The 26824-nt window shown below is 69.9% G+C and carries 20 protein-coding genes, 5 tRNA genes, 1 other RNA gene and 2 pseudogenes; 11 read left to right on the top strand and 17 right to left on the bottom strand.

Annotated elements, in window-relative coordinates:
- Positions 1-16: 16 nt before the first annotated feature.
- Positions 17-91 (top strand) — tRNA-Asp (locus tag V1460_RS02065).
- A gap of 347 nt (positions 92-438) precedes the next feature.
- The gene (locus V1460_RS02060; protein ID WP_338671754.1) at positions 439-825 is read left to right on the top strand and encodes a DUF6274 family protein; all 387 of its coding nucleotides are present in this window, start codon (positions 439-441) and stop codon (positions 823-825) included.
- Positions 826-1065: 240 nt separating this feature from the next.
- On the opposite strand, the gene bldC is transcribed toward V1460_RS02060, so the two are convergent.
- Positions 1066-1272, bottom strand: coding sequence for a developmental transcriptional regulator BldC (gene bldC / locus V1460_RS02055; protein WP_003949541.1), 207 nt, complete (start codon positions 1270-1272; stop codon positions 1066-1068).
- Between the two features lie 533 nt (positions 1273-1805).
- Entirely contained in the window at positions 1806-2651 is an 846-nt protein-coding gene (locus tag V1460_RS02050) for a hypothetical protein (protein ID WP_338671753.1), read from the bottom strand.
- A gap of 206 nt (positions 2652-2857) precedes the next feature.
- On the opposite strand from V1460_RS02050, the gene V1460_RS02045 reads away from it, so the two are divergent.
- Both V1460_RS02045 and V1460_RS02040 read left to right on the top strand, forming a co-directional pair.
- Entirely contained in the window at positions 2858-3949 is a 1092-nt protein-coding gene (locus tag V1460_RS02045; RefSeq protein WP_338671752.1) for a Glu/Leu/Phe/Val dehydrogenase dimerization domain-containing protein, read from the top strand.
- Between the two features lie 402 nt (positions 3950-4351).
- Entirely contained in the window at positions 4352-4618 is a 267-nt protein-coding gene (locus V1460_RS02040) for a DUF3073 domain-containing protein (RefSeq protein ID WP_338671750.1), read from the top strand.
- A 141-nt stretch (positions 4619-4759) separates the two neighbouring features.
- Here the strand turns inward: V1460_RS02040 and purM are convergent, their stop codons facing one another.
- The 8 genes from purM to purS form a co-directional block, all read right to left on the bottom strand.
- Complete coding sequence (gene purM / locus V1460_RS02035) at positions 4760-5824, bottom strand: phosphoribosylformylglycinamidine cyclo-ligase (protein WP_338671749.1); 1065 nt, start codon at positions 5822-5824, stop codon at positions 4760-4762.
- 133 nt (positions 5825-5957) lie between these two features.
- Positions 5958-7475: an amidophosphoribosyltransferase gene (purF, locus tag V1460_RS02030; protein WP_338671747.1), complete on the bottom strand. Its 1518-nt coding sequence runs from the start codon at positions 7473-7475 to the stop codon at positions 5958-5960.
- Between the two features lie 283 nt (positions 7476-7758).
- Positions 7759-8604 (bottom strand): META domain-containing protein, encoded by an 846-nt coding sequence (locus V1460_RS02025; protein WP_338671746.1) that lies wholly within the window; start codon positions 8602-8604, stop codon positions 7759-7761.
- A gap of 35 nt (positions 8605-8639) precedes the next feature.
- Complete coding sequence (locus V1460_RS02020) at positions 8640-9443, bottom strand: sterol carrier family protein (RefSeq protein ID WP_338671745.1); 804 nt, start codon at positions 9441-9443, stop codon at positions 8640-8642.
- 209 nt (positions 9444-9652) lie between these two features.
- The gene (locus V1460_RS02015; protein WP_338671744.1) at positions 9653-10222 is read right to left on the bottom strand and encodes a GNAT family N-acetyltransferase; all 570 of its coding nucleotides are present in this window, start codon (positions 10220-10222) and stop codon (positions 9653-9655) included.
- A gap of 235 nt (positions 10223-10457) precedes the next feature.
- On the bottom strand, positions 10458-12707 hold the full coding sequence (gene purL, locus V1460_RS02010) for a phosphoribosylformylglycinamidine synthase subunit PurL (RefSeq protein WP_338671742.1): 2250 nt from the start codon (positions 12705-12707) through the stop codon (positions 10458-10460).
- Complete coding sequence (gene purQ, locus V1460_RS02005) at positions 12704-13384, bottom strand: phosphoribosylformylglycinamidine synthase subunit PurQ (RefSeq protein WP_338671741.1); 681 nt, start codon at positions 13382-13384, stop codon at positions 12704-12706. The genes purL and purQ overlap by 4 nt, the downstream gene beginning before the upstream one ends.
- Positions 13381-13626: a phosphoribosylformylglycinamidine synthase subunit PurS gene (gene purS, locus V1460_RS02000; protein ID WP_338671740.1), complete on the bottom strand. Its 246-nt coding sequence runs from the start codon at positions 13624-13626 to the stop codon at positions 13381-13383. Before purS ends, purQ begins: the two co-directional genes overlap by 4 nt.
- Positions 13627-14140: 514 nt before the next feature.
- Here purS and V1460_RS01995 point away from each other — a divergent pair.
- The 6 genes and pseudogenes from V1460_RS01995 to V1460_RS01970 all read left to right on the top strand — a co-directional run bounded on the left by V1460_RS01995 (position 14141) and on the right by V1460_RS01970 (position 16252).
- Positions 14141-14470, top strand: a complete 330-nt coding sequence (locus V1460_RS01995; protein ID WP_338671738.1) for an Lsr2 family protein — start codon at positions 14141-14143, stop codon at positions 14468-14470.
- A gap of 173 nt (positions 14471-14643) precedes the next feature.
- Positions 14644-14715, top strand: a tRNA-Gly gene (locus tag V1460_RS01990).
- Positions 14716-14795: 80 nt separating this feature from the next.
- Positions 14796-14868, top strand: a tRNA-Gly gene (locus V1460_RS01985).
- Positions 14869-15062: 194 nt separating this feature from the next.
- Positions 15063-15637 (top strand): annotated as a pseudogene (locus V1460_RS01980) (ATP-binding cassette domain-containing protein); the annotation flags it as partial.
- Positions 15638-16157, top strand: a pseudogene (locus tag V1460_RS01975) (DNA-binding response regulator); the annotation flags it as partial.
- A 22-nt stretch (positions 16158-16179) separates the two neighbouring features.
- Positions 16180-16252, top strand: a tRNA-Gly gene (locus V1460_RS01970).
- Between the two features lie 62 nt (positions 16253-16314).
- Here V1460_RS01970 and V1460_RS01965 read toward each other — a convergent pair.
- The 6 genes from V1460_RS01965 to ffs all read right to left on the bottom strand — a co-directional run bounded on the left by V1460_RS01965 (position 16315) and on the right by ffs (position 25162).
- Positions 16315-17232 carry a phosphoribosylaminoimidazolesuccinocarboxamide synthase gene (locus tag V1460_RS01965; protein WP_338671736.1) on the bottom strand — a complete coding sequence of 306 codons (918 nt, stop codon included), beginning with the start codon at positions 17230-17232 and terminating at the stop codon, positions 16315-16317.
- 289 nt (positions 17233-17521) lie between these two features.
- Complete coding sequence (locus tag V1460_RS01960; RefSeq protein ID WP_338671735.1) at positions 17522-18988, bottom strand: N,N-dimethylformamidase beta subunit family domain-containing protein; 1467 nt, start codon at positions 18986-18988, stop codon at positions 17522-17524.
- Positions 18989-19199: 211 nt separating this feature from the next.
- A complete protein-coding gene (locus tag V1460_RS01955; RefSeq protein ID WP_338671733.1) occupies positions 19200-21071 on the bottom strand; it encodes a hypothetical protein in 1872 nt (623 codons plus the stop codon).
- Positions 21072-21334: 263 nt separating this feature from the next.
- Positions 21335-22585 (bottom strand): phosphoribosylamine--glycine ligase, encoded by a 1251-nt coding sequence (gene purD / locus V1460_RS01950; RefSeq protein ID WP_338671731.1) that lies wholly within the window; start codon positions 22583-22585, stop codon positions 21335-21337.
- Positions 22586-22646: 61 nt separating this feature from the next.
- Positions 22647-24986, bottom strand: a complete 2340-nt coding sequence (locus tag V1460_RS01945; RefSeq protein WP_338671730.1) for a DNA polymerase III subunit gamma and tau — start codon at positions 24984-24986, stop codon at positions 22647-22649.
- A gap of 81 nt (positions 24987-25067) precedes the next feature.
- Positions 25068-25162, bottom strand: an RNA gene (ffs, locus tag V1460_RS01940) — signal recognition particle sRNA small type.
- A 73-nt stretch (positions 25163-25235) separates the two neighbouring features.
- On the opposite strand from ffs, the gene V1460_RS01935 reads away from it, so the two are divergent.
- Positions 25236-25323, top strand: a tRNA-Ser gene (locus V1460_RS01935).
- An 88-nt stretch (positions 25324-25411) separates the two neighbouring features.
- On the opposite strand, the gene V1460_RS01930 is transcribed toward V1460_RS01935, so the two are convergent.
- Positions 25412-26674, bottom strand: a complete 1263-nt coding sequence (locus V1460_RS01930) for a hypothetical protein (RefSeq protein ID WP_338671729.1) — start codon at positions 26672-26674, stop codon at positions 25412-25414.
- Positions 26675-26824: the final 150 nt, after the last annotated feature.

Raw genomic sequence — 26824 nt, 5'->3', positions numbered from 1 at the left:
AACGGCTGCGAAACCTGGTCCTGTGGAGCAGTTTGGAGTGCTCGCCACCCTGTCAAGGTGGAGGCCGCGGGTTCAAATCCCGTCAGGACCGCAGCAGCCGGAAGGCCCGCACCCCGTGGTGCGGGCCTTCCGGCGTCTCCGCACCACGGGTCGGCGCCTGTGTGCCGGAGTGGACATCCCCTGCGTCGCATCACACACCCCGGCGGCCCACCGGCGCGCCCTCGCCCCGGACCGGACACCCACCCGCCGCTCAGACGGCCTCCGGGCTTCTGCCGCTTCCGGGGTCTCCCACGGCCCTCCTCGACTCCCACTCGGGTTCTCTCGAATCCCGTCAGCCGCTCTCGGCCTCCCTGGCGCCTTCTGCCGTATTGACGGGGCCACTTGCCACCGGTACCCAGACATGACAGGGGCACGCGACCCGGACCGCGGAGGTGGCGCATGGCGGCATCCACAGTGAGGCATGAGACCCGGGCGCTGCTGCGCGCCCATCTGGCGGCCGTCTCCGGCTATCGGCACCTCACCCGGCACTGTCCGGTCTGCCACCGGCTGCTGCGCCTCGCGATGGAGCCGGCCGAACCCGCCGAGCCCGTGCGCGCCGTGGAGCCCGTGCGCGCCGTGGAGCCCGTGCGCGCCGTGGAGCCCGTGCGCGCCGTGGAGCCCGTGGAACCTGTTCGGACCGTTGAACCTGTTCGGGCCCCCGAGACCGCGCAGACCAGGGAGACCGCAGCAGAGCCGTCCACGGGGTCAAGCGCGGCGGCCGAACCGCCGGGGACCGGGGATGGCAGCGGCGAGGACGAGCGACACGGCGACCCCCATCCCATGTGACGGGAGTCACCGAGCGAGTTTCGCGAACGTGTGGACTTATACGCCCCCTACAACGGGCCAATTTAATATGTGCAATTGCACGTTCCACCGACGGGTTTCGCGCGCACAAAAAAGATCGCGCTGGACCCGGCGGAGTCCAGCGCGATCGACGACGAAGTCCTGTTGGGGCAGGTGCACGCCGTGTCGAGCTCGGTGCGGGCTGCGGGGTGGGGGCCCCGGCTATGCCCGGCTTTCGGGGTGTCAGGCCTCGCTGCGCTGCTGCGGAATACCCGCAAGCAGTGCGCGGACCTCTGCCTCGCGGTACCGGCGATGTCCACCAAGCGTGCGGATGGACGTGAGCTTGCCAGCCTTGGCCCAGCGTGTGACCGTCTTCGGGTCCACGCGGAACATCGTGGCGACCTCAGCCGGGGTCAGCAGCGGCTCGGCATCAGGGGTGCGAGCGGTCATGAGCGGCCTCCTCGGGAGAACCGAACCTTCTCGGTTCTTTCCTCTAAATTCTGCACCTTGACCCGCGTTGCCCGAAATGGCGGACGCGGGCCGAGTCGGTTATAGGACGAACGGCTTGTCCTCGGCACTACAACTACACCATCTGTCCAGCCACGTCGGCCAAACCGATGGAATTGCCCCCTCAGGTGTTCATCAGCGGCGGAAGCCGATGGACCCGCGCATAGCGGACAGTCACGTCACAGTGACGATCAGTCACAGAGCGATCAGGAGTCATCAGACCCCCCATAGCGTGCAATGCAGAGCAATCCACCTTTTTACGGGTGGAAGGAACCCTCCCCGGACTCCTTGTCCTATTTTGGCACGAGGGCGTGCGATGAACGCAAGGGACGGCTTAGTGCTGTCCGTCACCCTTGACGCTCTTCGCACCCTTGGGCGGCTTGACCCAAAGGTCCGGATAGGGGCTATGTCGATAGCTGCCCAGCCCGGGCCGCGACCACGCATGCCCACTCACGCCGACCCGGGATGCGGGTCCGTCAGTTCGCGAACTGCAGGTCCCGGACCGCCCGCCACCGCTCGGTGAGCCGCCCGTACGCCTCCCCGGCGCCTTCGCCGTCCCCGTCCCGCAGCGCGGCGATCCCCTCGGCAACGTCCGCCGCCGACCGGTCGTCGGCGAGCTGCTCCGGGGGCAGGGCGTGTACAAGACCGCCGTAGTCGAGTTCCACCAGTGAGCGCGGATGGAACTCCTCGAGCCAGCGCCCCACGTCAACCAGTCCCTCCGTGAGCGGCCCCTCGTCGATGGCCTCCCGCAGGGTCTTCAGCGCCCGTGCCAGCCTGCGTCGCGCCTGCACCATCGGTGTCCGGTAGCGCAGCGAAGGTGACTCCCCCGGCACCTCGCCCGGCTCGTACTCCCGCTCCTCGTCGGCGAACAAGGTGAACCAGCGCACCGGCACCTGCCACACCGCCGTCCTGATCCACGGCCTGGCGTCGGGGTGGCCCTCGCGCCAGGCCTCGTAGTCCGCCGCGGCCTGGCCCCGCAGCACCGGGGGCAGCACGGCGTCCAGCACCGGCGCGGGAAAAAGCTCCGGCAGATCCTTCAGCGCCAGCCAGCCGCGCAACCGGGTGCGCCAGGGGCAGACGCAGACCACCCCGTCCGCCTCCGTGACAAAGGCCTCCGGGCTCTCGTGCGCCGGGACCGGCATCGGCGGGGTGGGCAGCAAGTCGGCGAGCGAGCGGCGCAGTTCGTCCTGCGCCGTGGGGGTCCGCCCACGGCGGGCATAGCGTGCCCAGTGATCACGCTCGGGCTCGGGAAACGCCGCCAAGGGCTCGTACACCCGCAGGTAGGCGGCATAGGGAACGAGCACAGATGTGACGGCCGGCATGTCGCAGATCCTTCCACGCGCGCACTGGGGCGTACACGGGCGTACTCCGGGAGAGGGTGATCCTCGGCACTGGGTCGGATCTACGCACCCGTAGGACTTACTCTCTTGCCCAACCGGTCCCTCTCCCACTCATCCCCGGCCACAAGCACGGGGGGCGGCGCGGGAAGGACCCACCATCGCCGCTTCGTATCCTGGGAGTCACCACCGTGACCGATGTAACCGGCGCCCCTGTCGACGTACTGCACACCCTGTTCCGCTCGGACCAGGGCGGCCACGAGCAAGTCGTGCTGTGCCAGGACCGTGCCAGTGGCCTGAAGGCCGTGATCGCCATCCACTCCACCGCCCTGGGCCCGGCCCTCGGCGGCACGCGCTTCTACCCTTACGCCAGCGAGGACGAGGCCGTCGCCGACGCGCTGAACCTCTCACGCGGAATGTCGTACAAGAACGCCATGGCCGGGCTCGACCACGGCGGCGGCAAGGCCGTGATCATAGGCGACCCGGAGCGGATCAAGTCCGATGAGCTGCTGCTGGCGTACGGGCGCTTCGTCGCCTCGCTCGGCGGCCGCTACGTCACCGCCTGCGACGTCGGCACCTATGTCGCCGACATGGACGTCGTCGCGCGGACCAACCAGTGGACCACCGGCCGCTCCCCCGAGAACGGCGGCGCCGGCGACTCCTCTGTGCTCACCGCCTACGGCGTCTTCCAGGGCATGCGCGCCTCCGCGCAGCACCAGTGGGGCGACCCCGACCTGCGTGGGCGCAAGGTCGGTGTCGCGGGTGTCGGCAAGGTCGGCCACTACCTGGTCGGGCATCTGGTCCAGGACGGCGCCGATGTGGTCGTCACCGATGTGCGGGACGAGTCGCTGCGCCGGATCACCGAGATGTTCCCGCAGGTCACCGTTGCCAAGGACACCGAGGCGCTGATCCGCACCGAGGGCCTGGACATCTACGCCCCGTGTGCGCTCGGCGGTGCGCTCAACGACGAGTCCGTGCTCGCGCTCACCGCGAAGGTGGTCTGCGGCGCGGCCAACAACCAGCTCGCCCACCCGGGTGTCGAGAAGGACCTGGCCGATCGCCACATCCTCTACGCGCCCGACTACGTGGTGAACGCCGGCGGTGTCATCCAGGTCGCGGACGAGCTGCACGGCTTCGACTTCGACCGCTGCAAGGCCAAGGCCGCGAAGATCTTCGACACCACGCTGGCGATATTCGCACGTGCGAAGGTCGATGGCATTCCGCCGGCCGCTGCTGCGGACCGGATCGCCGAGCAGCGTATGGCGGAGGCGCGGCGCGCGTAGCGGGCTCGGCCCCGCCGTATCCGGGTCCAGGCCGGGACCATGGGCGTCCGGTCGGGCCGGCCGGACGATTCGTCCAGCGGTTCGACCCAGCGGTTTGACATGCCGCGAATCGGGCACACGGTGAGCCGCGGACACGGTCGCCGCCGATCGGCGAGACAAGACTCACGCCGGTCGGCGGGTCGACCGCCGAGAACAGGTTAAAATCACGGTTGACCAGCGAGTACGGGGCATCTCGCGGGTTCTGCCAGGTGGCGCATGATGCGGGCGGCGTACCGTATGGCCGCGGAAGCAGGTACCGTTGAAGCTCTACGGACCGGTCTCTCTGAGGAGAGCCCGTTCCGAATCATGAACGCGTGTCAAGACTCTGGGGCCGTCGAGCCCCGTCACCGAGGGGGTCGAGCCATGGGGCGCGGCCGGGCCAAGGCCAAGCAGACGAAGGTCGCCCGCCAGCTGAAGTACAACAGCGGCGGGACTGACCTGTCGCGTCTGGCCAACGAGCTGGGCGCATCGACTTCGAGTCCGATTTCGAGCCAGCCGCCGAACGGTGAGCCGTTCGAGGACGACGACGAAGACGACGACCCGTACGCCCGTTACGCGGAGCTGTACAACGATGACGAGGACGACGAGGACGAAGGGTCCGGTCCTTCATCGCAGCGCCGCGGCGCTTGACGCTCGCACTGAAACCCGGTCCGGGGCCTGACCCCGGACCGGGTTCTGTGCTGTTCCCGCTGCCCACGCTCGTCGCGGTGCCCGGCAGGCGTGTGGCGGTGCCCGGCAGGCGTGTGCCCGGCAGGCGTCACCGTGGTCGCGTCAGCTCGCGTAGTCGCCCACCAGCGCCGCGCCGGTGGTGTGCTCGCCACGGTCGGTGACCTCGCCTGCGACCCAGGCGTCCACACCGCGGTCGGCGAGGGTCGTCAGCGCCACGTCGACGGACTCCTCGGGCACGACGGCGATCATGCCGACGCCCATGTTCAGGGTCTTCTCCAGTTCGAGACGCTCCACCTGCCCTGCGGTGCCGACCAGCTCGAACACCGGAGCGGGCGTCCAGGTCGACCGGTCGAGCACCGCGTGCAGACCGTCCGGTACCACCCGGGCGAGATTGGCCGCGAGCCCGCCGCCCGTGACGTGGCTGAACGCGTGGACCTCGGTGGTACGGGTCAGTGCCAGGCAGTCCAGCGAGTAGATCTTGGTGGGCTCCAGCAGCTCCTCGCCGAGGGTGCGGCCGAACTCGGGCACCTCGCGGTCGAGCGACCAGCCCGCCCGGTCGAAGACCACATGCCGAACGAGCGAGTACCCGTTCGAGTGAAGGCCGGAGGCAGCCATGGCGATCACCGCGTCCCCCGTACGGATGCGATCCGCGCCGAGCAGCCGGTCCGCCTCCACGACACCCGTGCCCGCGCCCGCCACATCGAAGTCGTCCGGTCCGAGCAGACCGGGGTGCTCCGCGGTCTCGCCGCCGACCAGCGCGCAGCCGGCGAGCACACAGCCCTCGGCGATGCCCTTGACGATCGCGGCCACACGCTCCGGGTGGACCTTCCCGACGCAGATGTAGTCGGTCATGAACAACGGCTCGGCGCCGCAGACCACGATGTCGTCCATGACCATCGCGACCAGGTCGTGGCCGATGGTGTCGTACACACCCATCTGGCGGGCCAGGTCGACCTTGGTGCCGACGCCGTCGGTGGCCGAGGCCAGCAGCGGGCGCTCGTAACGCTTGAGGGCGGACGCGTCGAAGAGGCCGGCGAAGCCGCCGATGCCGCCGAGCACCTCGGGGCGCCGGGCCTTCTTGACCCACTCCTTCATCAGCTCGACGGCGCGGTCACCGGCTTCGATGTCGACGCCCGCGGCGGCGTAGGAAGCACCTGTCTCAGACATTGCCTGGGATCTTTCGGTCGGATCGGATGCCCGGTGAGCCCTCGTGGGGCCGGCCGGCCTGGTCGGGGGGACATGAAGGGCAACGGGCCCTGTGGGGCTGTCTCGGGGCCCTCAGGGGCTTCGTTCGGAGCCTTCAGGGACGGCGCAGGGCATCGGCGGCGTCGGCGCCGCCCGCCAGCTCGGTCTCCAGGAGCTGCTTGCCGAGGAGCTCGGGATCGGGCAGCTCCATCGGGTACTCGCCGTCGAAGCAGGCACGGCAGAGGTTCGGCTTGGCGATGGTGGTGGCTTCGATCATGCCGTCGATGGAGATGTACGACAGCGAGTCGGCACCGAGTGAGGCACCGATCTCCTCGATCGTCATCCCGTTGGCGATGAGCTCGGCGCGCGTCGCGAAGTCGATACCGAAGAAGCAGGGCCACTTGACCGGTGGCGAGGAGATCCGCACATGGACCTCGGCGGCGCCGGCCTCGCGGAGCATCCGGACGAGCGCGCGCTGGGTGTTGCCGCGGACGATCGAGTCGTCCACGACCACCAGGCGCTTGCCCTCGATGACTTCCTTCAGCGGGTTGAGCTTCAGCCGGATGCCGAGCTGGCGGATGGTCTGGGACGGCTGGATGAAGGTCCGGCCGACATAGGCGTTCTTGACAAGCCCCGCGCCGAACGGGATCCCGGAAGCCTCGGCGTACCCGATCGCGGCAGGGGTGCCGGACTCGGGTGTCGCTATCACCAGGTCGGCGTCGACGGGCGCCTCCTCGGCGAGACGGCGGCCCATCTCGACCCGGGACAGATAGACGTTGCGTCCGGCGATCTCGGTGTCGGGGCGGGCCAGGTAGACGTACTCGAAGACACAGCCCTTGGGCTTCGCTTCTGCGAATCGGGAGGTGCGAAGGCCCTGCTCGTCAATGGCGATCATCTCGCCCGGCTCGATCTCGCGGACGAAGCCGGCACCGCAGATGTCCAGGGCCGCGGTCTCGGACGCGACCACCCAGCCGCGCTCCAGGCGGCCGAGCACCAGCGGGCGGATGCCCTGCGGGTCGCGGGCGGCGTAGAGGGTGTGCTCGTCCATGAAGACGAGGGAGAAGGCGCCCCGGACCTCGGGGAGCACCTTGGCGGCTGCCTGCTCGATGGTGAGCGGCTTGCCGTCGTCGTCGGTCTGCCCGGCGAGCAGCGCGGTGACGAGGTCGGTGTCGTTGGTGGCGGCGACCTGAGTGGCACGGCCGTCCCTGCGGGGCAGGTCCGCGACCATCTCGGCGAGTTGCGCCGTGTTGACCAGGTTGCCGTTGTGACCGAGCGCGATCGAGCCGTTGGCAGTGGCCCGGAAGGTCGGCTGCGCGTTCTCCCACACGGAGGCACCGGTGGTCGAGTAGCGGGCGTGTCCGACGGCGATATGACCGCGGAGGGAGCCGAGGGAGGTCTCGTCGAAGACCTGGGACACGAGGCCCATGTCCTTGAAGACGAGGATCTGGGAGCCGTTGCTGACCGCGATACCCGCGGATTCCTGGCCCCGGTGTTGGAGGGCGTAGAGCCCGAAGTACGTGAGCTTGGCGACCTCTTCACCCGGAGCCCAGACACCGAAGACGCCGCATGCGTCCTGGGGGCCCTTCTCGCCGGGGAGCAGGTCGTGGTTGAGTCGTCCGTCACCACGTGGCACGGCACCGAGTGTAGGCGAGATCGACCACTGGTCCGAATTGGGTACAGGGCAAATGAGCCGCCGCTCCGCTCGGAGGTTCGCACGAAAGCCGCGCAATAGAGCCTTTGGGCGGTCCTACGGAGGCGTATGCGGGGCGCTGCGGCGTGCCGCATGTCACTCCGCTCGCCTCACCGTCTGCCGCTTCTTCGCCTGTCGTATGACCTGTCGTGCTGCTCGCAGTGACACCTGTACTGCTGCCTGGCGTACGGGAGACCGTGCTTGCGCACATGCCGCCCGCTCGTGGTCAGGGCGCGGTCGCCTCGGCCCCCTTGCCACTGCCGTCGTCTGCGCTGCCGGTCAGACTGAGGCGCCGATGGTCGAGCTCGTACGACACCGTCCCCCTGAGCACCTTGCTCAGCTCGCCCTCCAGCGTCATCTGCGGTGGCGCGCACATCCGGCGTGTGGTGGCGAGCCTGCCGAAGGTGATCGTGGATCCCGACTCGGAGACCTTCGCCGTACCGCTGAAGGTGTTGCAGCCGAGGTTGCCCCGTACCGAACCGTCCCTGCCCAGCTCGAGAAACGCCCGCTTCTCGGCCCCCACCGGCACCGAAGCGGCCCGGTCACCGGTGAGCAGGGCGGTGACGGTCCACTTGGTGCCGACGAGCGGGGCGGGCTGCTGCTCGGTGAGGGCGATGCTGTCACCACGTTCGGTGGTCAGCGTCAAGGACCCGTCCGAGCGCTTCGCGTCGAGTTTCCCGGAGAAGGCCTCGGTCATCGTGCGCTCGAACGCGTCGACGTCCTTGGCGCAGCCCATCTCGGTCCGCTCGACCTGGCCGACGGTGATCGTGCTGCCGTCCACGGTGGCATCGGCGCCGAAGTGGTTGCAGCCGAAGTTGCCCTCGGCTCGGCCCTTGGTGTCGATCAGGACGTGGGCGCCTTCGGGCGCGGCCGTCTTCCTGCCGTCGACGGTCACGCTGTCGACGGTCCAGTGCACACCGGTGACGGGGATCTCGGGCCGTACTTCGGATGCGCCTTCGCTGCCGGGCCCCTTTTCGGTGCCGCAGGCGGTCAGTGCGAGGAGGGCAGTCAGGGCCAGGGTCAGGGGCATGGTCTGCCCAGTGGTACCGGGAACGATCTGCTTGGTTCGCATGTCGGTCTGACGGTACCGCTGTGGCCACGGTTCCCTCAGGCAAGAAGGGGCAGCAGGCCGGAAATGTCGGCGCGTTCACCACTGGCGCTCACCCGAGCGGCGGCAAGCGCCTCGTCCCATCCGGTGCGTCCGGTCGCCAGCCCGACCCACGTGAGCGGGTCTGTCTCGACCACATTGGGCGGGGTTCCCCGAGTGTGCCGGGGGCCTTCGACGCACTGCACCACCGCGTACGGCGGGATGCGCACCTCGACAGAGCCGCCCGGGGCCTTCACGGCGAGGGTGTCCGCGAGCAGCCGTACACAGGCGGCGAGCGCCTGCCGTTCGAGGGGGATGTCACGTCCGGTCGCGGCGTTCAGATCATCGGTGTGGACGATCAGTTCCACGGCGCGCGTGACCAGGTGGTCGCCAAGGCGCATCGCGCCCCGGCGGGTGGCGAGCAGCCGGTCGCCACCGCCGGCCTGGAGCGTCTCCGTGAGCGCCCCTGCGGTCCTGCCGTACAACTCGTCCAGGGCAGCCGGGGTGGCGAGGGCTTCGGCCGCCTCGCGGGCCCCCCGGTCGATCGCGGCGGACTGCTCGACGGTGCGCAGCGGCCAGTCCAGCAGCGCGAAGTCCTGCTTCGGCGGCTCCGGGAGAGCGGCGGCGGCGGCCACCGACCCGGTGGCCTGCGCGATATGCACGGCGAGTTCGCGGACCGTCCAGGTGCCGAGCCTGGTGGGGGCGGCCAGTTCCTCGGGCGTCAGCGTACGTACCGCCTGCCGTACATGGTCGAGCTGCGCGAGCACCGCCGCGCTGATCTTGGCGTGGTCATAGCTTCGGGCGCGTTTCCTGGCTGGTGGCATGGCGTGAGGCTAGGAGCGTGGGTCGGTCACGAGCAAGCCGTCGAGGGTTGGTGGTCGGATCGGGGACGAACGCCCGGAAGGTCTTCCTCACCGCCACCGTGGGCGCGGTCTCGGCTTCACCACCGCCGCCGGATCCACCTCGAACAAGCCATCCCCACCGGATATACCAGGATCCTCCCATGCGGAAGACCACGAACAGGGGGTCAATCTCAATCGTCTGATCGACTGCCAAGATCCGCAGACAAAGCCGCGTAGATGTACTCGCTGCCCCAGCGATCCCCGTCGAGGTCGTTCTCGACCAGGTGCGCCTCCCGGCGCATCCCGAGACGCTCACAGACCCGCACAGACCCGGTGTTCTCCACATCCAGCCGTGCGTAGAGCCGGTGCACGCCCAGCGTGCCGAAGGCAAACCCGGCCAGCGCCGCGGCCGCCTCGGTCGCGTAGCCATGCCCCTGGTGACTTGGGTCGAGAGTCCAGCCGATCTCGGCCTGGGCGGCGCGGGCATCGGCCAGGGCAAGGCTCACCTCGCCAAGGACGCCGGGCTCATCACGTCGGCAGACAGCGAGCGCCAGCTTGTCCCCATCGGTACGCCAGGCCGTCTGCGCCGCGCGCTCGGCGGCAACCTGCTCGCTGCGCTCACGCGTGTGCACCGGCCGGTACAAGTAGCGCGCCACGCTCGGCAGGCTCTGGTAGGCGTACAGGTCGTCGGCGTCGCCTGGAGTGAACAGACGCAGCGACAACCGGGCCGTGGTCAACGGCAGCAGCGAAGCGACTTCCACGCGGACCCCCGGGACACGGATGTGGATCAAGTTCCGGACCGATTCTCACATCACGACTGCCCGGCGGCCACGCCTTTTCAAGAGCAGCGGTCGGCAGCCGCGCTTCACCACGAGTCGCGGCATTCCGGCGGGCACACATGACGAAGCCCCCGCGCGGACTGACCTCGTCCGGGCGGGGGCCGTGTCGTACTTGTGCATTGCTGTCGATCAGAACGATCAGAAGATCAGCGGGGCGTCAGGCGAACAGCCCCGGGACGGTCTCCTCGTGCGCCGTGCGCAGCTCGCTCAGCGGGATGCCGAACTCGCCCTGTACCTCCACAGCGTCCCCGTCGATCACACCGATCCGCATGGCGGGCAGACCCCGCGCCCCGCACATGTCGGTGAAGCGGAGCTCCTCGCTGCGCGGGACGGCCACGACCGCACGGCCCGCCGACTCGCTGAACAGGAAGGTGAAGGCGTCCAGTCCGTCGGGGACGATCAGGCGGGCACCCTTGCCGCCACGCAGGCAGGACTCGGTGACGGCCTGGATCAGACCGCCGTCCGAGAGGTCGTGCGCCGCGTCGACCATGCCGTCGCGTGACGCCGAGATCAGGATCTCGGCGAGCAGCCGCTCCCGGTCCAGGTCGACCTTCGGCGGCAGACCGCCGAGATGCCCGTGCACCACCTGCGACCAGGCTGAGCCGCCGAACTCCTCGCGGGTGTCGCCCAGCAGGTACAGCAGCTGCCCCTCCTCGGCGAACGCCATCGGCGTACGTCGCGTCACGTCGTCGATCACCCCCAGCACCGCCACGACCGGCGTCGGATGGATCGCCGTCTCGCCCGTCTGGTTGTAGAGCGAGACGTTGCCGCCGGTCACCGGGGTGCCGAGGATCTGGCAGGCGTCCGCGAGACCACGGGTGGCCTCGGCGAACTGCCACATCACGGCCGGATCCTCGGGCGAGCCGAAGTTGAGGCAGTCCGAGACGGCCAGCGGCTTGGCACCGGTCGCGGCGACATTGCGGTACGCCTCGGCCAGCGCGAGCTGCGCGCCCGCGTACGGGTCGAGCTTGGCGTACCGGCCGTTGCCGTCCGTCGCGACCGCGACACCGAGGTTGGTGTCCGGGTCGATCCGGACCATGCCCGAGTCCTCGGGCTGGGAGAGCACGGTGTTGCCCTGCACGAAGCGGTCGTACTGGTCCGTGATCCAGGACTTCGACGCCTGGTTCGGGGACCCGGTGAGCCTCAGGACCTGCTCGCGCAGTTCATCGCCGCCTCCGGGGCGCGGCAACCTGCCCGCATCGTCGGCCTGGAGCGCGTCCTGCCACTCGGGGCGTGCGTACGGGCGCTCGTACACCGGTCCCTCGTGGGCGACGGTGCGCGGCGGCACGTCCACGATCTGCTCGCCGTGCCAGAAGATCTCAAGGCGTTCGCCGTCGGTCACCTCACCGATCACGGTGGCGATGACGTCCCACTTCTCGCAGATCTCCATGAAGCGGTCGACGTACTGCGGTTCCACGATCGCGCACATCCGCTCCTGCGACTCGCTCATGAGGATCTCCTCGGGCGAGAGGGTCGCGTCGCGCAGCGGCACGGTGTCGAGTTCGACCCGCATGCCGCCCGAGCCGGCGCTCGCCAGCTCCGATGTGGCGCACGACAGGCCTGCGCCGCCGAGGTCCTGGATGCCGGCGACCAGCTTCTCCTCGAAGACCTCCAGGGTGCACTCGATGAGGAGCTTCTCCTGGAACGGGTCGCCGACCTGGACCGCCGGACGCTTGGCCGGCTTTGTGTCGTCGAAGGTCTCGGACGCGAGCACTGACACGCCGCCGATGCCGTCACCGCCGGTGCGGGCGCCGTAGAGGATCACCTTGTTCCCGGCTCCGGACGCCTTCGCGAGGTGGATGTCCTCGTGCTTCATCACGCCCACGCACAGGGCGTTGACCAGCGGGTTGCCCTGGTAGCAGGAGTCGAAGACGACCTCGCCGCCGATGTTCGGCAGGCCCAGGCAGTTTCCGTAGCCGCCGATGCCCGCGACGACGCCAGGCAGCACGCGCTTGGTGTCGGGGTGCTCGGCCGCGCCGAAGCGCAGCGGGTCCATCACCGCGACCGGACGGGCACCCATGGCGAGGATGTCGCGGACGATGCCGCCGACGCCCGTGGCCGCGCCCTGGTAGGGCTCGATGTAGCTGGGGTGGTTGTGCGACTCGACCTTGAAGGTGACCGCGTAGCCCTGGCCGACGTCCACGACGCCCGCGTTCTCACCGATACCGACGAGCAGGGCGTCGTTCTCGGGGGCCTTCTCGCCGAACTGGCGCAGATGGACCTTGCTGCTCTTGTACGAGCAGTGCTCGGACCACATGACCGAGTACATCGCGAGCTCGGCGCCCGTGGGACGGCGCCCGAGGATCTCGCGGATCCGCGCGTACTCGTCCTCCTTGAGGCCGAGCTCCTTCCAGGGCTGCTCGACCTCGGGTGTCTCGGTGGCGTGCTTGACGGTGTCGAGAGTCATGCGGCGACCAGCTTCTTGATGATCGAGGTGAAGAATCCGAGGCCGTCCGTGCCGCCGGTGCCGATCAGCGGCTCAACGGCGTGCTCGGGGTGGGGCATCAGGCCGACGACATTGCCCGCGGCGTTGGTGATACCCGCGATGCCGCGGAGCGAGCCGTTCGGGTTCAGGTCGAGGTAGCGGAACGCGACCCGGCCCTCGGCCTCCAGCTCGTCGAGCGTGCGCTCGTCGGCGACGTACCGGCCGTCCATGTTCTTCAGCGGGACGGAGATCTCCTGGCCCTGCGCGTAGTCGGCGGTCCAGGCGGTCTCCGCGTTCTCCACGCGCAGCCTCTGGTCGCGGCAGATGAAGTGCAGATGGTTGTTCCGCAGCATCGCGCCCGGCAGCAGATGGGCCTCGGTGAGGATCTGGAAGCCGTTGCAGATACCGAGGACCGGCAGACCGGCCCTCGCCTCCTCGATGAGGGTCTCCATCACCGGCGAGAAGCGGGAGATGGCGCCCGCCCGCAGGTAGTCGCCGTAGGAGAAGCCGCCGGCGAGCACGACCGCGTCGACCTGCTTGAGGTCCTTGTCGCGGTGCCACAGCGAGACGGGCTCGGCGCCCGCGATGTGGACGGCGCGCAGTGCGTCCTGGTCGTCCAGCGTGCCGGGGAAGGTGACGACTCCGATACGAGCGGTCACGACTCCACCTTCACGGCGAAGTCCTCGATGACGGTGTTGGCGAGGAACGTTTCGGCCATCTCGTGGATGCGGGCGAGGGCGGCGGCATCGACCGGCCCCTCCACCTCGAGCTCGAAGCGCTTCCCCTGACGTACGTCCGCGATCCCCTCGAAACCCAGGCGGGGCAGTGCGCGCTGCACCGCCTGGCCCTGCGGGTCGAGGATCTCCGGCTTGAGCATGACGTCGACTACGACGCGTGCCACTGGCACTCCCGGTGGTGTGGTGCTGAAGGCGGTTCCCTCAGCGTACCCGCCCAAAAAATCTACGCGCATAGATATACAGAGAAAGCACGGAGAGGAGGCGTGGAAGCCGGGGAGAAGGCCCGGAGAAGCACCGGAGAACGCACGGAGATGACACACAGAAGACCGGCGGGAAAACCGGAGAAAAGCCGTCCGTCCCTCATTATGGATGACACGCTCAAGCAATTGGCAGGGCTTCACAATGCACCACCGGCGACGGTAGAAAGGAATACGGCGGAAAGTAGCGTCGCTCCCCGCTCGCGCCGGAATTTTTTTGGTGTCGCCACACGTCAGAACGGAGCACGAACGGTCCGATTCGGCTCGACCGGCCGGTCCGTCCGGCTTGCCCGGCAGGCCCCGGCCGTTCAAGCCAACAGGACCACATCGGGCCAGGCCGTCGGCTTGGGCCGTAAGGTCGGCCATCCGGCCGACCTTACGGCCCGGACGAAGGCGAAACCGCAGGAAAGGACCCATATCCGTGGCTCAGCGCGTAGTAGTCACCCTCTCCGACGACATCGACGGCGGGACGGCGGCGGAAACGGTCCGGTTCGGCCTGGACGGGAAGTCGTACGAGATCGACCTCAATCCCGCCAACGCAAAGAAACTGCGCAAGGTTCTCGCTCCCTACGTGGCGGCGGGGCGCAAGGCGGCGAAGCGCCCGGGCAGAGCCCGCCAGGATTACCGGCACACCACGCTGGAGCCGGCCCCTGCGGCCGTTCGCGCCTGGGCCCAGTCCAACAAGATGGAGGTGCCGGCCAGGGGCCGCATCCCCAAGCGGGTGTACGAGGCGTTCCGCCAGGCGAGCTGACACGCACTCCGCCGTGCGAGCTTCACACGGAGCCGGCCACGGCATCCACGGCGCCTGCGGCATCCGGTCGAACGGCACCCGCGCCGAACCGAGTTGCACGGCACCCCCGCAGGTGGGCTAGAGTCTGAAGCACGCCGAGGGGCGAGGCCGACGGGCCGAACCTCACGGAGCGTGCGGGTGTAGTTCAGTAGCAGAACAGCCCTCTTCCAGAGGGAAGGCGCAGTGTGCAATTCCTGTCACCCGCTCCGCACTACGTAACGACCACTCCGGTGGATCGGGTACAGTAGTCGACGCACCGCCCGGTGAAAGCCGAAGCGGGAGCACTGCGGACGTGGCTCAGTTGGTAGAGCATCACCTTGCCAAGGTGAGGGTCGCGAGTTCGAATCTCGTCGTCCGCTCAGGTGGTGAAGGCCCCGGTCATCAGACCGGGGCCTTCACCGTATGTCCAGTCGACGTATGTCTGCTCCCGCGTACCCAGTCAGCGTATGCCTGCCCGGTCGACCTGCCGCCCCGCACTGACATTTGTCATAAACCCCGATGACAGCGCGCACTGCTTGCCGCCCGGCTCGGGCGGAATCCTTGAAATACGGCGATGACCGAGAATGTGATCGAGGTCCGTGAGCTGCGCCGCAGTTGCACCGGCGCGTTCGAGGCCGTGAGCGGGATCACCTTCTCCGTGGCACGCGGTGAGTTGTTCGCACTGCTCGGCACGAACGGCGCGGGCAAGACCTCCACCGTCGAGCCGCTGGAAGGGCTGGCCGCGCCGAGCGGGGGGATCGTGCGGGTGCTGGGCCGTGACCCGCACCGCGAGCGCGCAGCTGTGCGGCCCAGGACCGGGGTGATGCTCCAGGAGGCAGGACCGGGGTGATGCTTCAGGAGGGCGGCTCCCCCTCCGACCTGACGGTCAGCGAGACCGTGCGCATGTGGGCATGCTGCACCAGTGGGGCCCGACCGCCCGGGGAGGCCACAGAGCTCGTGGGCCTCGGCCATCGGTCGGGCATACGCGTCAAGCAGCTCTCCGGTGGGGAGCGCCGGCGCCTCGATCTGGCACTCGCCCTGCTGGGGCGGCCCGAGGTGCTGTTTCTCGGCGAGCCGACGACCGGGCTCGATGTGGAAGGCCGCCAGGACACCTGGCGGTTGGTGCGAGAGCTGCGGGGCGAAGGCACGGCCAGGGCGCACCGACCCGATGTCGCGGTGCCGGACCTCCAGATGCCCGGTACCGACTGTGTGAGGGTCGCCACAGAGCTGCGGACCGAGCTGCCGGAGTGCCGGAGTGCCGGAGTGCCGAAGTGCCGGAGTGCCGGAGTGCCGGACCATGATCGTCACCGGTCACGGCCGCCCAGGGTATCTGAAGCGCCCCCTGGCAGCCGGGGTGCGCGGCTTTGTCCCCGAGACAGTCAGCGCCCAGCGGCTCGCTGAGATCATCCGTACGGTGCAGGCGGGAAACCGCTATGTGGACCCCGAGTTGGCCGCCGACGCGATCTCCGCAGGGGACTCGCCGCTGACGATCCGCGAGGCCGAGGTCCTTGAGCCGGCCGCTGACGGCGCCCCCATCGCGGAGATCGCCGAGCGGGCAGCCCTGTCCCCCGGGACAGGGCGCGCCCATCTGTCGTCGGCGGCCTCGAAGCTGGGCGCGGGCAATCGGCACACGGCGGTGCGTCTCGCACGGGAGCGAGGTTGGGTATAGTGGCTTCCGCGCCACGGCGCATGCGGACGTAGCTCAGTTGGTAGAGCGCAACCTTGCCAAGGTTGAGGTCGCGAGTTCGAGCCTCGTCGTCCGCTCAGAGTCAAAGCCCCCGGCCTTTTCGGCCGGGGGCTTTGTCGTGTTCGCTCGAAGCGGGTGCCTACGACCAGGGGATGCCGGTCAGCAGCTCATAGGCTTCCGCGTACTTGGCGCGGGTCGCTGCCACCACCTCCGGGGGCAGCGGGGGAGGCGGCTGCTCGCTCTTGCGATCCCAGCCGGACGCGGGCGAGGTGAGCCAGTCCCGTACGTACTGCTTGTCGTACGACGGCTGGGCGCGCCCCGGCTGCCAGGCGTCGGCGGGCCAGTAGCGCGAGGAGTCCGGTGTCAGTACCTCGTCGGCGAGGACCAGTGCGGGCTTGCTGCCGCCGTCTCCCCTCGTGAAGCCGAACTCGAACTTGGTGTCGGCGAGGATGAGCCCTCGCTCACCCGCGATGTCCGCGGCCCGCCCGTAGACGGCGAGGGTCTTCTGGCGCAGCAGTGCTGCGGTCTCCACGCCGATCTGGTGGGCGACCTCCTCGTACGAGACGTTCTCGTCGTGGTCTCCGACGGCGGCCTTGGTGGCGGGGGTGAAGATCGGGGCGGGCAGCTCGGAACCGTCCACAAGGCCCTCGGGGAGACCGAGCCCGCAGACGGTGCGCGTGGCGTTGTACTCGACCAGACCGGAGCCGGCGAGATAGCCGCGGGCCACACACTCGACCGGGATCATCTCCAGGGCCTCGCAGACGAGGGTGCGCCCTTCCCAGTCGGCGGGTGCCCCGGCAGGGAGTTCGGTGGAGAGCACATGGTTGGGGACGAGATCTTCAAGGAGCTCGAACCACCAGAGGGAGAGCTGCGTGAGGATTCGCCCCTTGTCGGGGATCTCTGTCGGCAGCACCCAGTCGTACGCGGAGATCCGGTCGCTCGCGACCATCACCAGTTGGCCCGCTTCGGTCCGGTACAGATCACGCACCTTGCCGGTGTGGACGTGCGTCAGCCCCGGAACCTGGAGCGGCTCGGGCTTTTCTACGAATCCGGACACGGTTCCTCCGCGTGGTTACATCCAAGGGCTTCCCGATTGTCTCCCACCGCGCACATCCGCGTGCAGGCAGGGCAGGGCGGGCTGGGGTCGACCGGTCACCAGCACGATGGCCCGGACAGTGGCGCACGGTGAGCAGGTGTACGGCCGCCGTCCACTCGGGTACCGCCGCCACGGCCACGACGGTGAGTGTGCCGAGCGGGCCCGACCGGCCCGCCGTGCACGCTGGACGCCCCGGACTGCGCGGGGAACCACCCGGTGCAGTGCCACCCGTGAGCAACTCGTGGAGGCGTCAGTCCCGCTTGCAGATCCGGTCCAGCAGATTGGCGGTGGCCCGCTGGATCCTGGCGTCCACATGCCCCGGCCGGTCGAGCGCCGGTGACCAGGCGAAGGTGCCCGATGCGAACACCCAGGCGCCGGAGGGCGCGCGATAGAGGGAGGTCTCCTGGTGCCGGACGGCACCCTCACCGTCCTGGTAGGGCGAGTGGGCGAGCAGGATGCGGCCCTGGTGCTCCGGGAGCGTGGTGCGGGGGTAGTACCGGTCGGCCTCGCCCGCGACAAGACCGGCGATCTCGTCGCCCTCACCCGCCCCGGTCGCCTCCCACAGCCAGTGATCGGCGTTGCGCACGACCAGGGGGTGCGGTTCGGGGACCCGGCCCGCGTACTGGATGCCCAGCAACTGCTGCTCAGGCCGGCCCGCCTCGCGCCAGAGCGCCGGGCGCCCGGGGCCACGACGCTTGCGGCAGGTGAGCAGCCGGTCGGGGACCCCCGATGCCGACGGCCCCAGCTCAACCTGCCAGTACATGGTGTTGGCGGAGAGGAAGACCACGGATGTGCCGTGGCTGCGGGCTGACTCGACAGTGCGGCGCATGGGCGCCGACCAGTATTCGTCATGCCCGGGGAACACCAGCCCCCGGTAGCGGGTGGGGTCCACCCGGCCCGCGTGCAGATCGCGGGTGTCGGCGTAGGCCAGGTGGTAGCCGTAGCGCTCGGCCCAGCGGATGAAGTCGTACGCGTGTCCGACGTGGAGCGGCAGGCCCGCGCCCGCGTAGGGGCGGTCGAACGAGACCGTGATCGCGGCGTCCTCCTCGCCGAGCAGTCGGCCGTGTTCATCCCAGGCGTGGTAGAGGCTGGCGCCGGTCCTGCCGTCTTCCGGATAGAGGTTGTACGCCTGCCAGGTGACGTCCGGCAGCAGCAACAGCAGATCGGCCGGATGGTCGTCCCGCACGGTGAAGGGGATATGGGAGCGATGCCCGTCCACCGTGGTGAGGACGGCGACATACGCCCCGATCGACCAGTACGAGGGGACCTGGAGGCGCCAGGAGAGCCACCAGTGGTGGCAGGAAACGGTGCGCTCGGCGGTGAGCGGCGGGGGCTGGACGATGCCGGCGAGCCGCGGACTGGTGGTGATCTTGGCTGCGCCGTCCCCGCCGTAGTGGCCGATGCGATAGACGTCCACGGAGAACTGCTGCGGCGGGTTGACCGTCACATGGAAGTCGATGGCCTCACCAGGGGCGACCGCCCCGCTGGAGGCGAAGCCCTTGATCTGGCGGCGGACATCATCGGCGGTACGGGGTCGGCCCCGGGTGCTGTCGCCGCGGCCCGGATCGGGGTCCGCGTACCAGGGGACGACCTGGCCGGCGTCGTCGAAGTACTGCTCGCTGTTCCGCAGCCAGGGCAGTGGGCCCTGGCCGAAAGGATCGGAGACCGCATGTACGAGGGCGCCTGACTCCCAGCGCCGGATCTGCTCCGCCCCCATGTCGCGCCCCTCCTCCGGTCGCCCGGCCACTGTTCTGGTGGAAGGCTCCGGCCGCGGGCGTTGGTTGCTTCACGGCTTCTGTCGGCGCCCTACCCCAGCACATCACATAACGCACGCACCCCGTCACCGTTCGTCGCGAATTTCCGTGAACGGAATGCGCCATTCTGGCCGCGCCCCGGAGCAGTCCACCCGCTGAGCCCGAGCCTCGGCGTCACACCAGTCGGACCGGCTTCTCCGGACGCACGCCGACCACCGCGAACCAGTCGCGCAGTGGCTCGGGGTCTCCGTCCTCGACCAGGCTCAGCACCCGGCCACTCAGGTCGGCGCTGCGCTCGCCGCCGATGAGGAGGGCGGGACCGTCGAGCCAGTCGAGTCCCGGTGTGGCACCGGCCGTATCGACAGCCGCGCAGCAGACCATCGCGATGACATGGTCAGCGAGCAGTTCACGGGCGGTACGCGGCGGCTGGAGCGGGAAGAGCGGCAGCGGCTCCGTGACCCAGACATGCGGCACATCGCCGCCCAGCGCGTCCGCCCCACCGGCCGAACCGCCCATCGCGCCTCCGGTCGGAGCTGCTGGGCCGGCGACCCCCGCGGTCCGTTCGCGGCCCGCCTCCTCTCGGGCGACCTCGGCGCTGATCCCTGCGGCGAGGGCGCCGCCGGGGACCGAACCGCCCTCGGGGTCGTCCGCCGGCTCCCACTCCGGCTCCGGTGCCCCGGGCCACGCCGGACCGTCTGCGGGCGACACCGCGGTGGACGGCTCGTCAACGGTGAGGTAGTCCACCACCCGGGCGAGGTTCGGCCCCGAGGGTGCGGCGGCGGGTCGTATCCCCATCGAGTCGAGGACCCGGTGCAGCCTGGCCGCCTCCGTGCGCCACTTGCGGTCGACGACTTCCTCCGGATATGCCTGCCAGTCCACCGGCGCCCAGTCCGCTCCGCCCTCACCGGGACACCCGTGGAAGAGGCGGGCGGCCAGCAGGGAGGCGGCCTCGTCCACCGCGCCCGGCTCCTCCAGCAGATCGCATGCGGGCCGCTCGCCCAGTCGGGAGGCGAAGCCCTCCGCCAGCCGGTCGCGGCGGGACAGTTCGGTCAGTGCGGAGACAACACCGGCGTCGAGCCTGGACGGCCAGCGCCCCATCCGCCAGGCGGGCAGTGCCACCCGGGTCAGCAGCCGGTCCCAGCCCGCGTAGGCGAGGCCGACCTGCTCCTGCGCCACGATCCGAAGACCGTAATCCACAGCCTGTGCACGCTCGGACGCGGCGACGGCGACCGCCCGCTCCATCGCCGCGGCGTGCACACGGCAGCCGCGCAGCAGAATCCGCGCGATACGGCCCGCGAATCCGAGCGCGGTCCCGCGCACCGGCCCGAGTCCCGGCCGGGCGGCGGCTCCCACTGCCGCGTCGAGACCGCGGATGAAACGGCGGGCTGCGGCTATGTCGGGATGGGTGGAGGGACCGGTGCCCGCGACCACCGGGGCGAGCACGGCCCGCAGTTCGGCGACCCGCATCCACCAGAGGAAGGGCGAACCGATCACCAGCACAGGCGCGATCACCGTACGGTGGGGAACGCCCGATACGGCTTGGGACATGAACGTGCCCGCGCCCCTGCCGGCACGTGTGGTCGCGCTCGCACCGGCGCCTTTGCCCACGCCGTCACCCGTGTGGTTCGCCGGATGCGTCCGGTCCTCGAGCCAGCTGTCGCAGTCGGGGGTGATGGCTATCGACGACGGCACGGGCACGTCCAACCGGTCGGCGAGCTCCTCCACCAGCCGGTACAGATCCGGAGCCGACTGCTGCGACAGCTCCACCGTCGGACTGACAGCCGGCCTCGCCCGGGCGATCACCAGGGCGACGGCTGTCGCCAGCAGCAGCACCACGACCGCGGCCGATGTGACCGCCCAGCGCGCGGCGTCCCAGCCGCCGCCGCCCCCGATGGTGCCCGTGGACTCCCCGGCCAGCAGCACGACGGCGACTGCCGCGGGCAGCAACGCCAGGGCCAATGCCCTGCTGCGGACGCGCAGCACGGCAAGGGCCCGGGAACGGGCGGCCAACGCGCCCGCCTCCTCACCGATACCGGTTCCGGACACGGCCGGACTCACCCCCTCTGCCCCTCTGCCCTGCGGCGGTGTAGGTCACGAACCCACTCTGGCACTCGCCACCGACATCGCAATGCCGGTGGGCCAAGTGCCGGAACACCTGCGCCGCACCATAGTTGGGGCTTCGGCGGCAGTCATCCGGATGGCTCAGCCATCACTCGATGGAATGGCCTTGGGTAAAGGCGATGACGGGCCGACCTGTCGGCGGGAAGCCCGTCTCCCCGCCTCCGCCATCGCCCGGGAGCCTCGCGGGTTCACTCCCCGGCGGCCTCGCGGGCGATGTCCCCACGGTGTTGGGAGCCGTCGAGCCGGATACGGCCGACTGCCGCATAGGCACGTTCCCTGGCCCGCGCGAGGTCCTCACCGGTCGCCGTCACCGAGAGCACTCGGCCACCGGCGCTGACGATCGTCCCGCCGTCGTTCCTGGTGCCGGCGTGCAGTACGTAGGCGTACGGGGCGTCCTGCGCCGCCACCTCGTCCAGTCCCTCGATCGGGTCACCGGTGCGCGGTGTGCCGGGGTAGTTGTGCGAGGCCACGACCACGGTGACGGCTGCGTCATCGCGCCAGGTGAGCGGTGGCTCGTTCTCCAGGGTGCCCCGCGCCGCGCTCAGCAGCAGACCCCCGAGCGGGGTCTTGAGACGGGCCAGGACCACCTGTGTCTCGGGATCACCGAAACGGGCGTTGAACTCGATCACCCGTACGCCCCGGCTGGTGATCGCGAGACCCGCGTACAGCAGCCCGGAGAACGGGGTGCCGCGCCGACGCATCTCGTCCACCGTCGGCTGGAGCACGTTCTCCAGGACGTCATCGACCAGCTTCGGGTCGGCCCAGGGCAGCGGAGAGTACGCCCCCATGCCGCCGGTGTTCGGCCCCTGGTCGTCGTCCAGGGCCCGCTTGAAGTCCTGGGCGGGTTGAAGGGGCAGCACCGTATCGCCGTCCGTGACGGCGAAGAGGGAGACCTCGGGGCCGTCGAGGTACTCCTCGATGACCACCCGTCCACAGGCGAGCGCGTGCTCGTGCGCGGCGGCCAGGTCATCGGTCACCACGACGCCCTTGCCTGCCGCCAGCCCATCGTCCTTGACCACGTACGGAGGGCCGAAGGCGTCGAGCGCCTCGTCCACCTCATCGGGGGTGGTGCAGATGTACGAGCGGGCGGTGGGCACGTTCGCGGCGGCCATGACCTCCTTGGCGAAGGCCTTGGAGCCCTCGATCCGAGCGGCCTCCCCGGACGGGCCGAAGCAGGCGATCCCCGCGGCGCGAACAGCGTCGGCAACACCGGCGACGAGCGGCGCCTCGGGGCCGACGACCACGAGATCGGCCTCCAGAGAGGTGGCGAGTGCGGCCACGGCGTCGCCGTCGAGGGCGTCCACCGGGTGCAGTTCGGCGACCTCGGCGATCCCGGCGTTGCCGGGCGCGCAGTGCAGCGCGGTGACGTCGGGGTCGAGTGAGAGTGAGCGGCACAGGGCGTGTTCGCGGGCGCCGCCGCCGATGACGAGGACCTTCACGGCAGCCAGGGTAGCCCGCGGGCAGGGCTGGGTTTTGTTCGGGCCGCCGAAGCGGTATCCGCTATTCGTTTGTGTATTCCTCCACGACCGTGGCGCCGAGCTCTCGGACGATCAGCTCGTGACCGGAGAGTGCGGAGTCCACGAGGTCGGGGTCGTCCTCCTCGGGGATGTCGTCCTCCAGCGCCACGGGCTCCCGTTGTACGGAGCCGGACCCCGGGACCGCGGCGGTGTGCGGGCCACCCGGGCCGTCGACGGCGGTGGCGGACGGGGACGGCTGCGAGGCCGACGGCGCCGTGCGCTCAGTGCCCGGCCGGGCCGGTGCTGAAGCGGGCATGGCGGCCGATGCGGTGGCGGTGTGCGGAGCCGCGCCGTACGACGCGGGGGGCGCGGACGGCTGACCGGATCCGGGCCGACCGCCGTAGCCACCGCCACCGCCGGGGCCCGAGCCCGAGCCCGAGCCCTGGGACGGGCCGGCCCCACCGGACGGATCGATGATCGCCTCGATCTTCCACTGCACGCTGAACTGCTCGGCGAGCGCCTGGCGGAGCACCTCTTCGCTACCGCTGCTCGCGAAATTGTCCCGGGCGCCCGCGTTGATGAAGCCGAGTTGGAGCGTACTGCCGTCGAATCCCGCCACCTGGGCATTCTGGCTGAGCAGGATCCACGTGAAACGACGTCGGTTCTTCACGGCCTCCAGGATGGCGGGCCACATGTTCCGCACCTGGGCGGCGCCTTGCGCCGCCCCCGGTGACACCGTGCCGCTCGGCGGGCCCTGGGCAGGGGCGGGCGCGGGTGCCGGAGCGGCGGCAGGCGTCTGGGCGTGAGCGGGCCGCCCCTGGCCGGGCGCTGCGGCGGACGGCCAGGCCCCGGGCCGGACCCCGGACGCAGGCGCGGACGCCGAGCCGGCGGCACTGCCCGGCCAGGCACCTGGCCTGGGCGAGGCAAGCTCAGACGCCGCGGGCTCGGCTGCGGGCTGGGCCTGAGCGGCGGGCTCAGGCGCGGGCGGCATCGGCGCGGGCTCGACCGCCTCCGCTTCGTTCCGGCCGGGGACTGCGGAGGGCACGGACGGCGCGGCCAGTCCATGCTGCGGCTCCGGCACCGGCCCTCGTACCGCGGCACGCGCGGCGGCGGCCCCACCCCCTGGAGCCTGACCGGCACCGACCGGACCATGTGGGCCTGGCGGCATATGCGCGTCGGTGGCCGGTACGTATCCCATCGCGGGCTGACCGGCCCCGGGAAAGGAGACACCGCGCTCCAGCCGGTCGAGCCGAGCCTGGAACGAACGCTCGTCGTCAAAAGCGGCGGGCAGCAGGACCCGGGCGCAGATCAGCTCGAGCTGAAGCCTGGGCGAGGTCGCCCCACGCATCTCGGTGAGGCCGGCGTTGACAAGGTCCGCCGCCCTGCTGAGCTCGGCGGCACCGAATACCTGCGCCTGGGCCTGCATTCGTTCGATCACATCCGCGGGCGCGTCGATCAGGCCCTTCTCGGCCGCGTCCGGCACCGCGGCGAGGATCACCAGATCACGCAGCCGCTCCAGCAGATCGGCGACGAAACGGCGTGGATCGTTACCGCCCTCGATGACCCGGTCCACCACCTCGAACGCCGCGGCCCCGTCACCCGCCGCGAACGCGTCCACGACGGAGTCCAGCAGCGCCCCGTCGGTGTAGCCCAGGAGCGCGGTGGCCATGGCATACGTCACACCCTCGCCCGTGGCTCCGGCGAGCAGCTGGTCCATCACGGACATCGAGTCACGCACCGACCCGGCTCCGGCACGCACGACCAGCGGCAGCACCCCGTCCTCGACGGGAATGCCCTCCCGGCCGCACACCTCGTCCAGATACTCCCTGAGCGTCCCGGGCGGCACGAGCCGGAACGGATAGTGGTGCGTCCTGGACCGGATGGTCCCGATGACCTTCTCGGGTTCGGTGGTCGCGAAGATGAACTTGAGGTGCTCCGGAGGCTCCTCGACCACCTTCAGCAGCGCGTTGAACCCGGCCGACGTGACCATGTGGGCCTCGTCGATGATGTAGATCTTGTACCGGCTGGACGCAGGCCCGAAGAAAGCCTTTTCACGCAGCTCACGGGCGTCGTCCACACCACCGTGGGAAGCCGCGTCGATCTCGATGACATCGATCGACCCTGGCCCGTTCCGCGCGAGGTCCCGGCAGGACTGGCACTCCCCGCAGGGCGTCGGCGTCGGCCCCTGCTCGCAGTTCAGACAACGCGCGAGGATGCGGGCGCTCGTCGTCTTGCCGCACCCGCGCGGCCCGCTGAACAGGTACGCGTGATTGACCCGGTTGTTGCGCAGCGCCTGCTGCAACGGGTCGGTGACATGCTCCTGCCCGATGACCTCGGCGAAGGACTCGGGGCGGTAGCGGCGGTACAAGGCAAGGGACGACACGCCTACGAGGTTATCGGGGCCCACCGACATCCGGCCCCAGCGCATCGAACCCGCACAACCATCCGGCTCCACACCGGATACGCAAACGCCCCCCACGCACCCGCCAGAGCCGACCTACCCTTGCTGCCTTCCGGCCCTGGGGGAGTTCAGTCAGATAGCGCCACGTGAGGGGCTCCGCACAGAGTACCTGATGGCGGGGGCCCGGAACGAGTTCGCGAGCACTCCTCAGCGTCATGTAATGTTCTCGGCGGAGGATTCGCCTAGAGGCCTAGGGCGCACGCTTGGAAAGCGTGTTGGGGGCAACCCCTCACGAGTTCGAATCTCGTATCCTCCGCCACGGCTGACCAGCCGAAACGAAGGCTCCGACCGCACAGCAGTCGGAGCCTTCGTCGTTCGCTGGTTGCAGTTTTGGTTGCAGTTCCCGGCTACCGCTTGTTGAGGACGGCCCGGCACACATTGCAGTACATGGCGGCGTTCCGTCCGTAGCGCCGCATCAGCTGGCCGCAGCCGGCGCACAGCCCGAGCTCCCATGGCGGGCATCCCAGCGCGGCGGAGGCGGCGGCGCGTTCCACGGTGGTGATCCGCATCGGGTCGCGGGAGCGCTGGATCGGCATGCGGGGAAGCGTGAAGCCGCCGGTCGGCTGGTCGAGATCGCGGACGGGCCGGCCGTCGCTGACGAACCAGCCCTCCTCTCCAGCTCGGCAGGTGCGGTCGATCTCCTGCTCGGCGAAGGTGATCACGTCGTCCTCGTCTTCGGCCGGGGCCGTAGGGAGAGGCGTCCTCTCGCCGATGAGCTCCTGCCACAGCGCACGGTCGTAGGCCGAGACCCACATGTGCCGGCCGGCGCGGCCGCTTCCTCGGTTGGGCACGTAGACCGGGACGCTCTCGCCCGTGGCGCTCTGCAGGACCAGGTCCTCGATGTGGACGGGCTTCCGCCACGGGAGGCACAGCGCGGGCACGAACCAGTCCGCGTGAATCGCGCCACAGTGGCTGGCGCCCTCGCTGATGAGGCAGTGGCGCTCGCTGCTCGGTACGCACTTCCAGACTTCGAGGTGCCGGTACCCACCGCGGATCACCATCTCCTTGCCGTCGGCGATGTCCTTCCACGGCATGTCGTCGACCCGCGCCCACGGAGCGCGGTCGATCAAGGAGGCCGTCCGGTCCTTCGCCACCCAGAGAGGGGTGATGCCGTGCTCCACGGCGTTGACCGAGCGCCTGTGCACGCTGCTGGGGCTGAGGTGGTGGTACTGGATCTCCCAGCCGATCCTGAGACCGCCGGGACCGGTGACGACGGCGTCCGAGACGCTCCGCCGGTTGGCCACGGGAACCTCGGCTTCGGCGTCCAGTCCGTGCCTCCCGGCGGTCTCGACGATCCGTTCCTTGGTGGCCTTGTGCTGGGCGCTCTCCGCTGGCGTCGCCTTGTGCGTGATCGGTAGGTGTGAGGCGACGAGCGGTCGCCGGCCGCCCACGCGCCCTCGGCGGATGAACATCCAGGGCGACTTGCCGCCCGACTCCGACAGGCACTCGCGCTTTTCGTGGTGCGCGAGGCATTCGAGCATCTGCGGGTCGCGCTCGGAGACGCTGGCGGTGATCTCCTGGAGCAGATCGGGACGGTCCGGGTGACCGAGGTCGGGCAGGGACAGATTGATCGCTATGCCATATCCGGTGTGCCACACCCCATTAGCCATTCCTCCACCATAGGAACGACCACTGACACTCAACAGGGCGCATATGAACTCCAACGCCACCATTCAGCACGGCAGTTCGAGCCCACCTGTCCCTCGGTGCAACGCAGACGGCATTTTCGGCGAAATCCGAAAGAGCTGTGCTCGCAACGG

Source organism: Streptomyces sp. SCSIO 30461, assembly GCF_037023745.1.
In the GTDB taxonomy this organism is placed as follows: domain Bacteria; phylum Actinomycetota; class Actinomycetes; order Streptomycetales; family Streptomycetaceae; genus Streptomyces.
This window is presented reverse-complemented; position numbering and strand designations above follow the sequence as displayed.

Bases quoted from the DNA above. Each gene is read 5' to 3' on its own strand.
- V1460_RS02060 (WP_338671754.1), top strand. From the start codon at position 439: ATGGCGGCATCCACAGTGAGGCATGAGACCCGGGCGCTGCTGCGCGCC.
- bldC (WP_003949541.1), bottom strand. From the start codon at position 1,272: ATGACCGCTCGCACCCCTGATGCCGAGCCGCTGCTGACCCCGGCTGAG.
- V1460_RS02050 (WP_338671753.1), bottom strand. From the start codon at position 2,651: ATGCCGGCCGTCACATCTGTGCTCGTTCCCTATGCCGCCTACCTGCGG.
- V1460_RS02040 (WP_338671750.1), top strand. From the start codon at position 4,352: ATGGGGCGCGGCCGGGCCAAGGCCAAGCAGACGAAGGTCGCCCGCCAG.
- purM (WP_338671749.1), bottom strand. From the start codon at position 5,824: ATGTCTGAGACAGGTGCTTCCTACGCCGCCGCGGGCGTCGACATCGAA.
- V1460_RS02025 (WP_338671746.1), bottom strand. From the start codon at position 8,604: ATGCGAACCAAGCAGATCGTTCCCGGTACCACTGGGCAGACCATGCCC.
- V1460_RS02020 (WP_338671745.1), bottom strand. From the start codon at position 9,443: ATGCCACCAGCCAGGAAACGCGCCCGAAGCTATGACCACGCCAAGATC.
- purL (WP_338671742.1), bottom strand. From the start codon at position 12,707: ATGACTCTCGACACCGTCAAGCACGCCACCGAGACACCCGAGGTCGAG.
- V1460_RS01960 (WP_338671735.1), bottom strand. From the start codon at position 18,988: ATGGGGGCGGAGCAGATCCGGCGCTGGGAGTCAGGCGCCCTCGTACAT.
- V1460_RS01930 (WP_338671729.1), bottom strand. From the start codon at position 26,674: ATGGCTAATGGGGTGTGGCACACCGGATATGGCATAGCGATCAATCTG.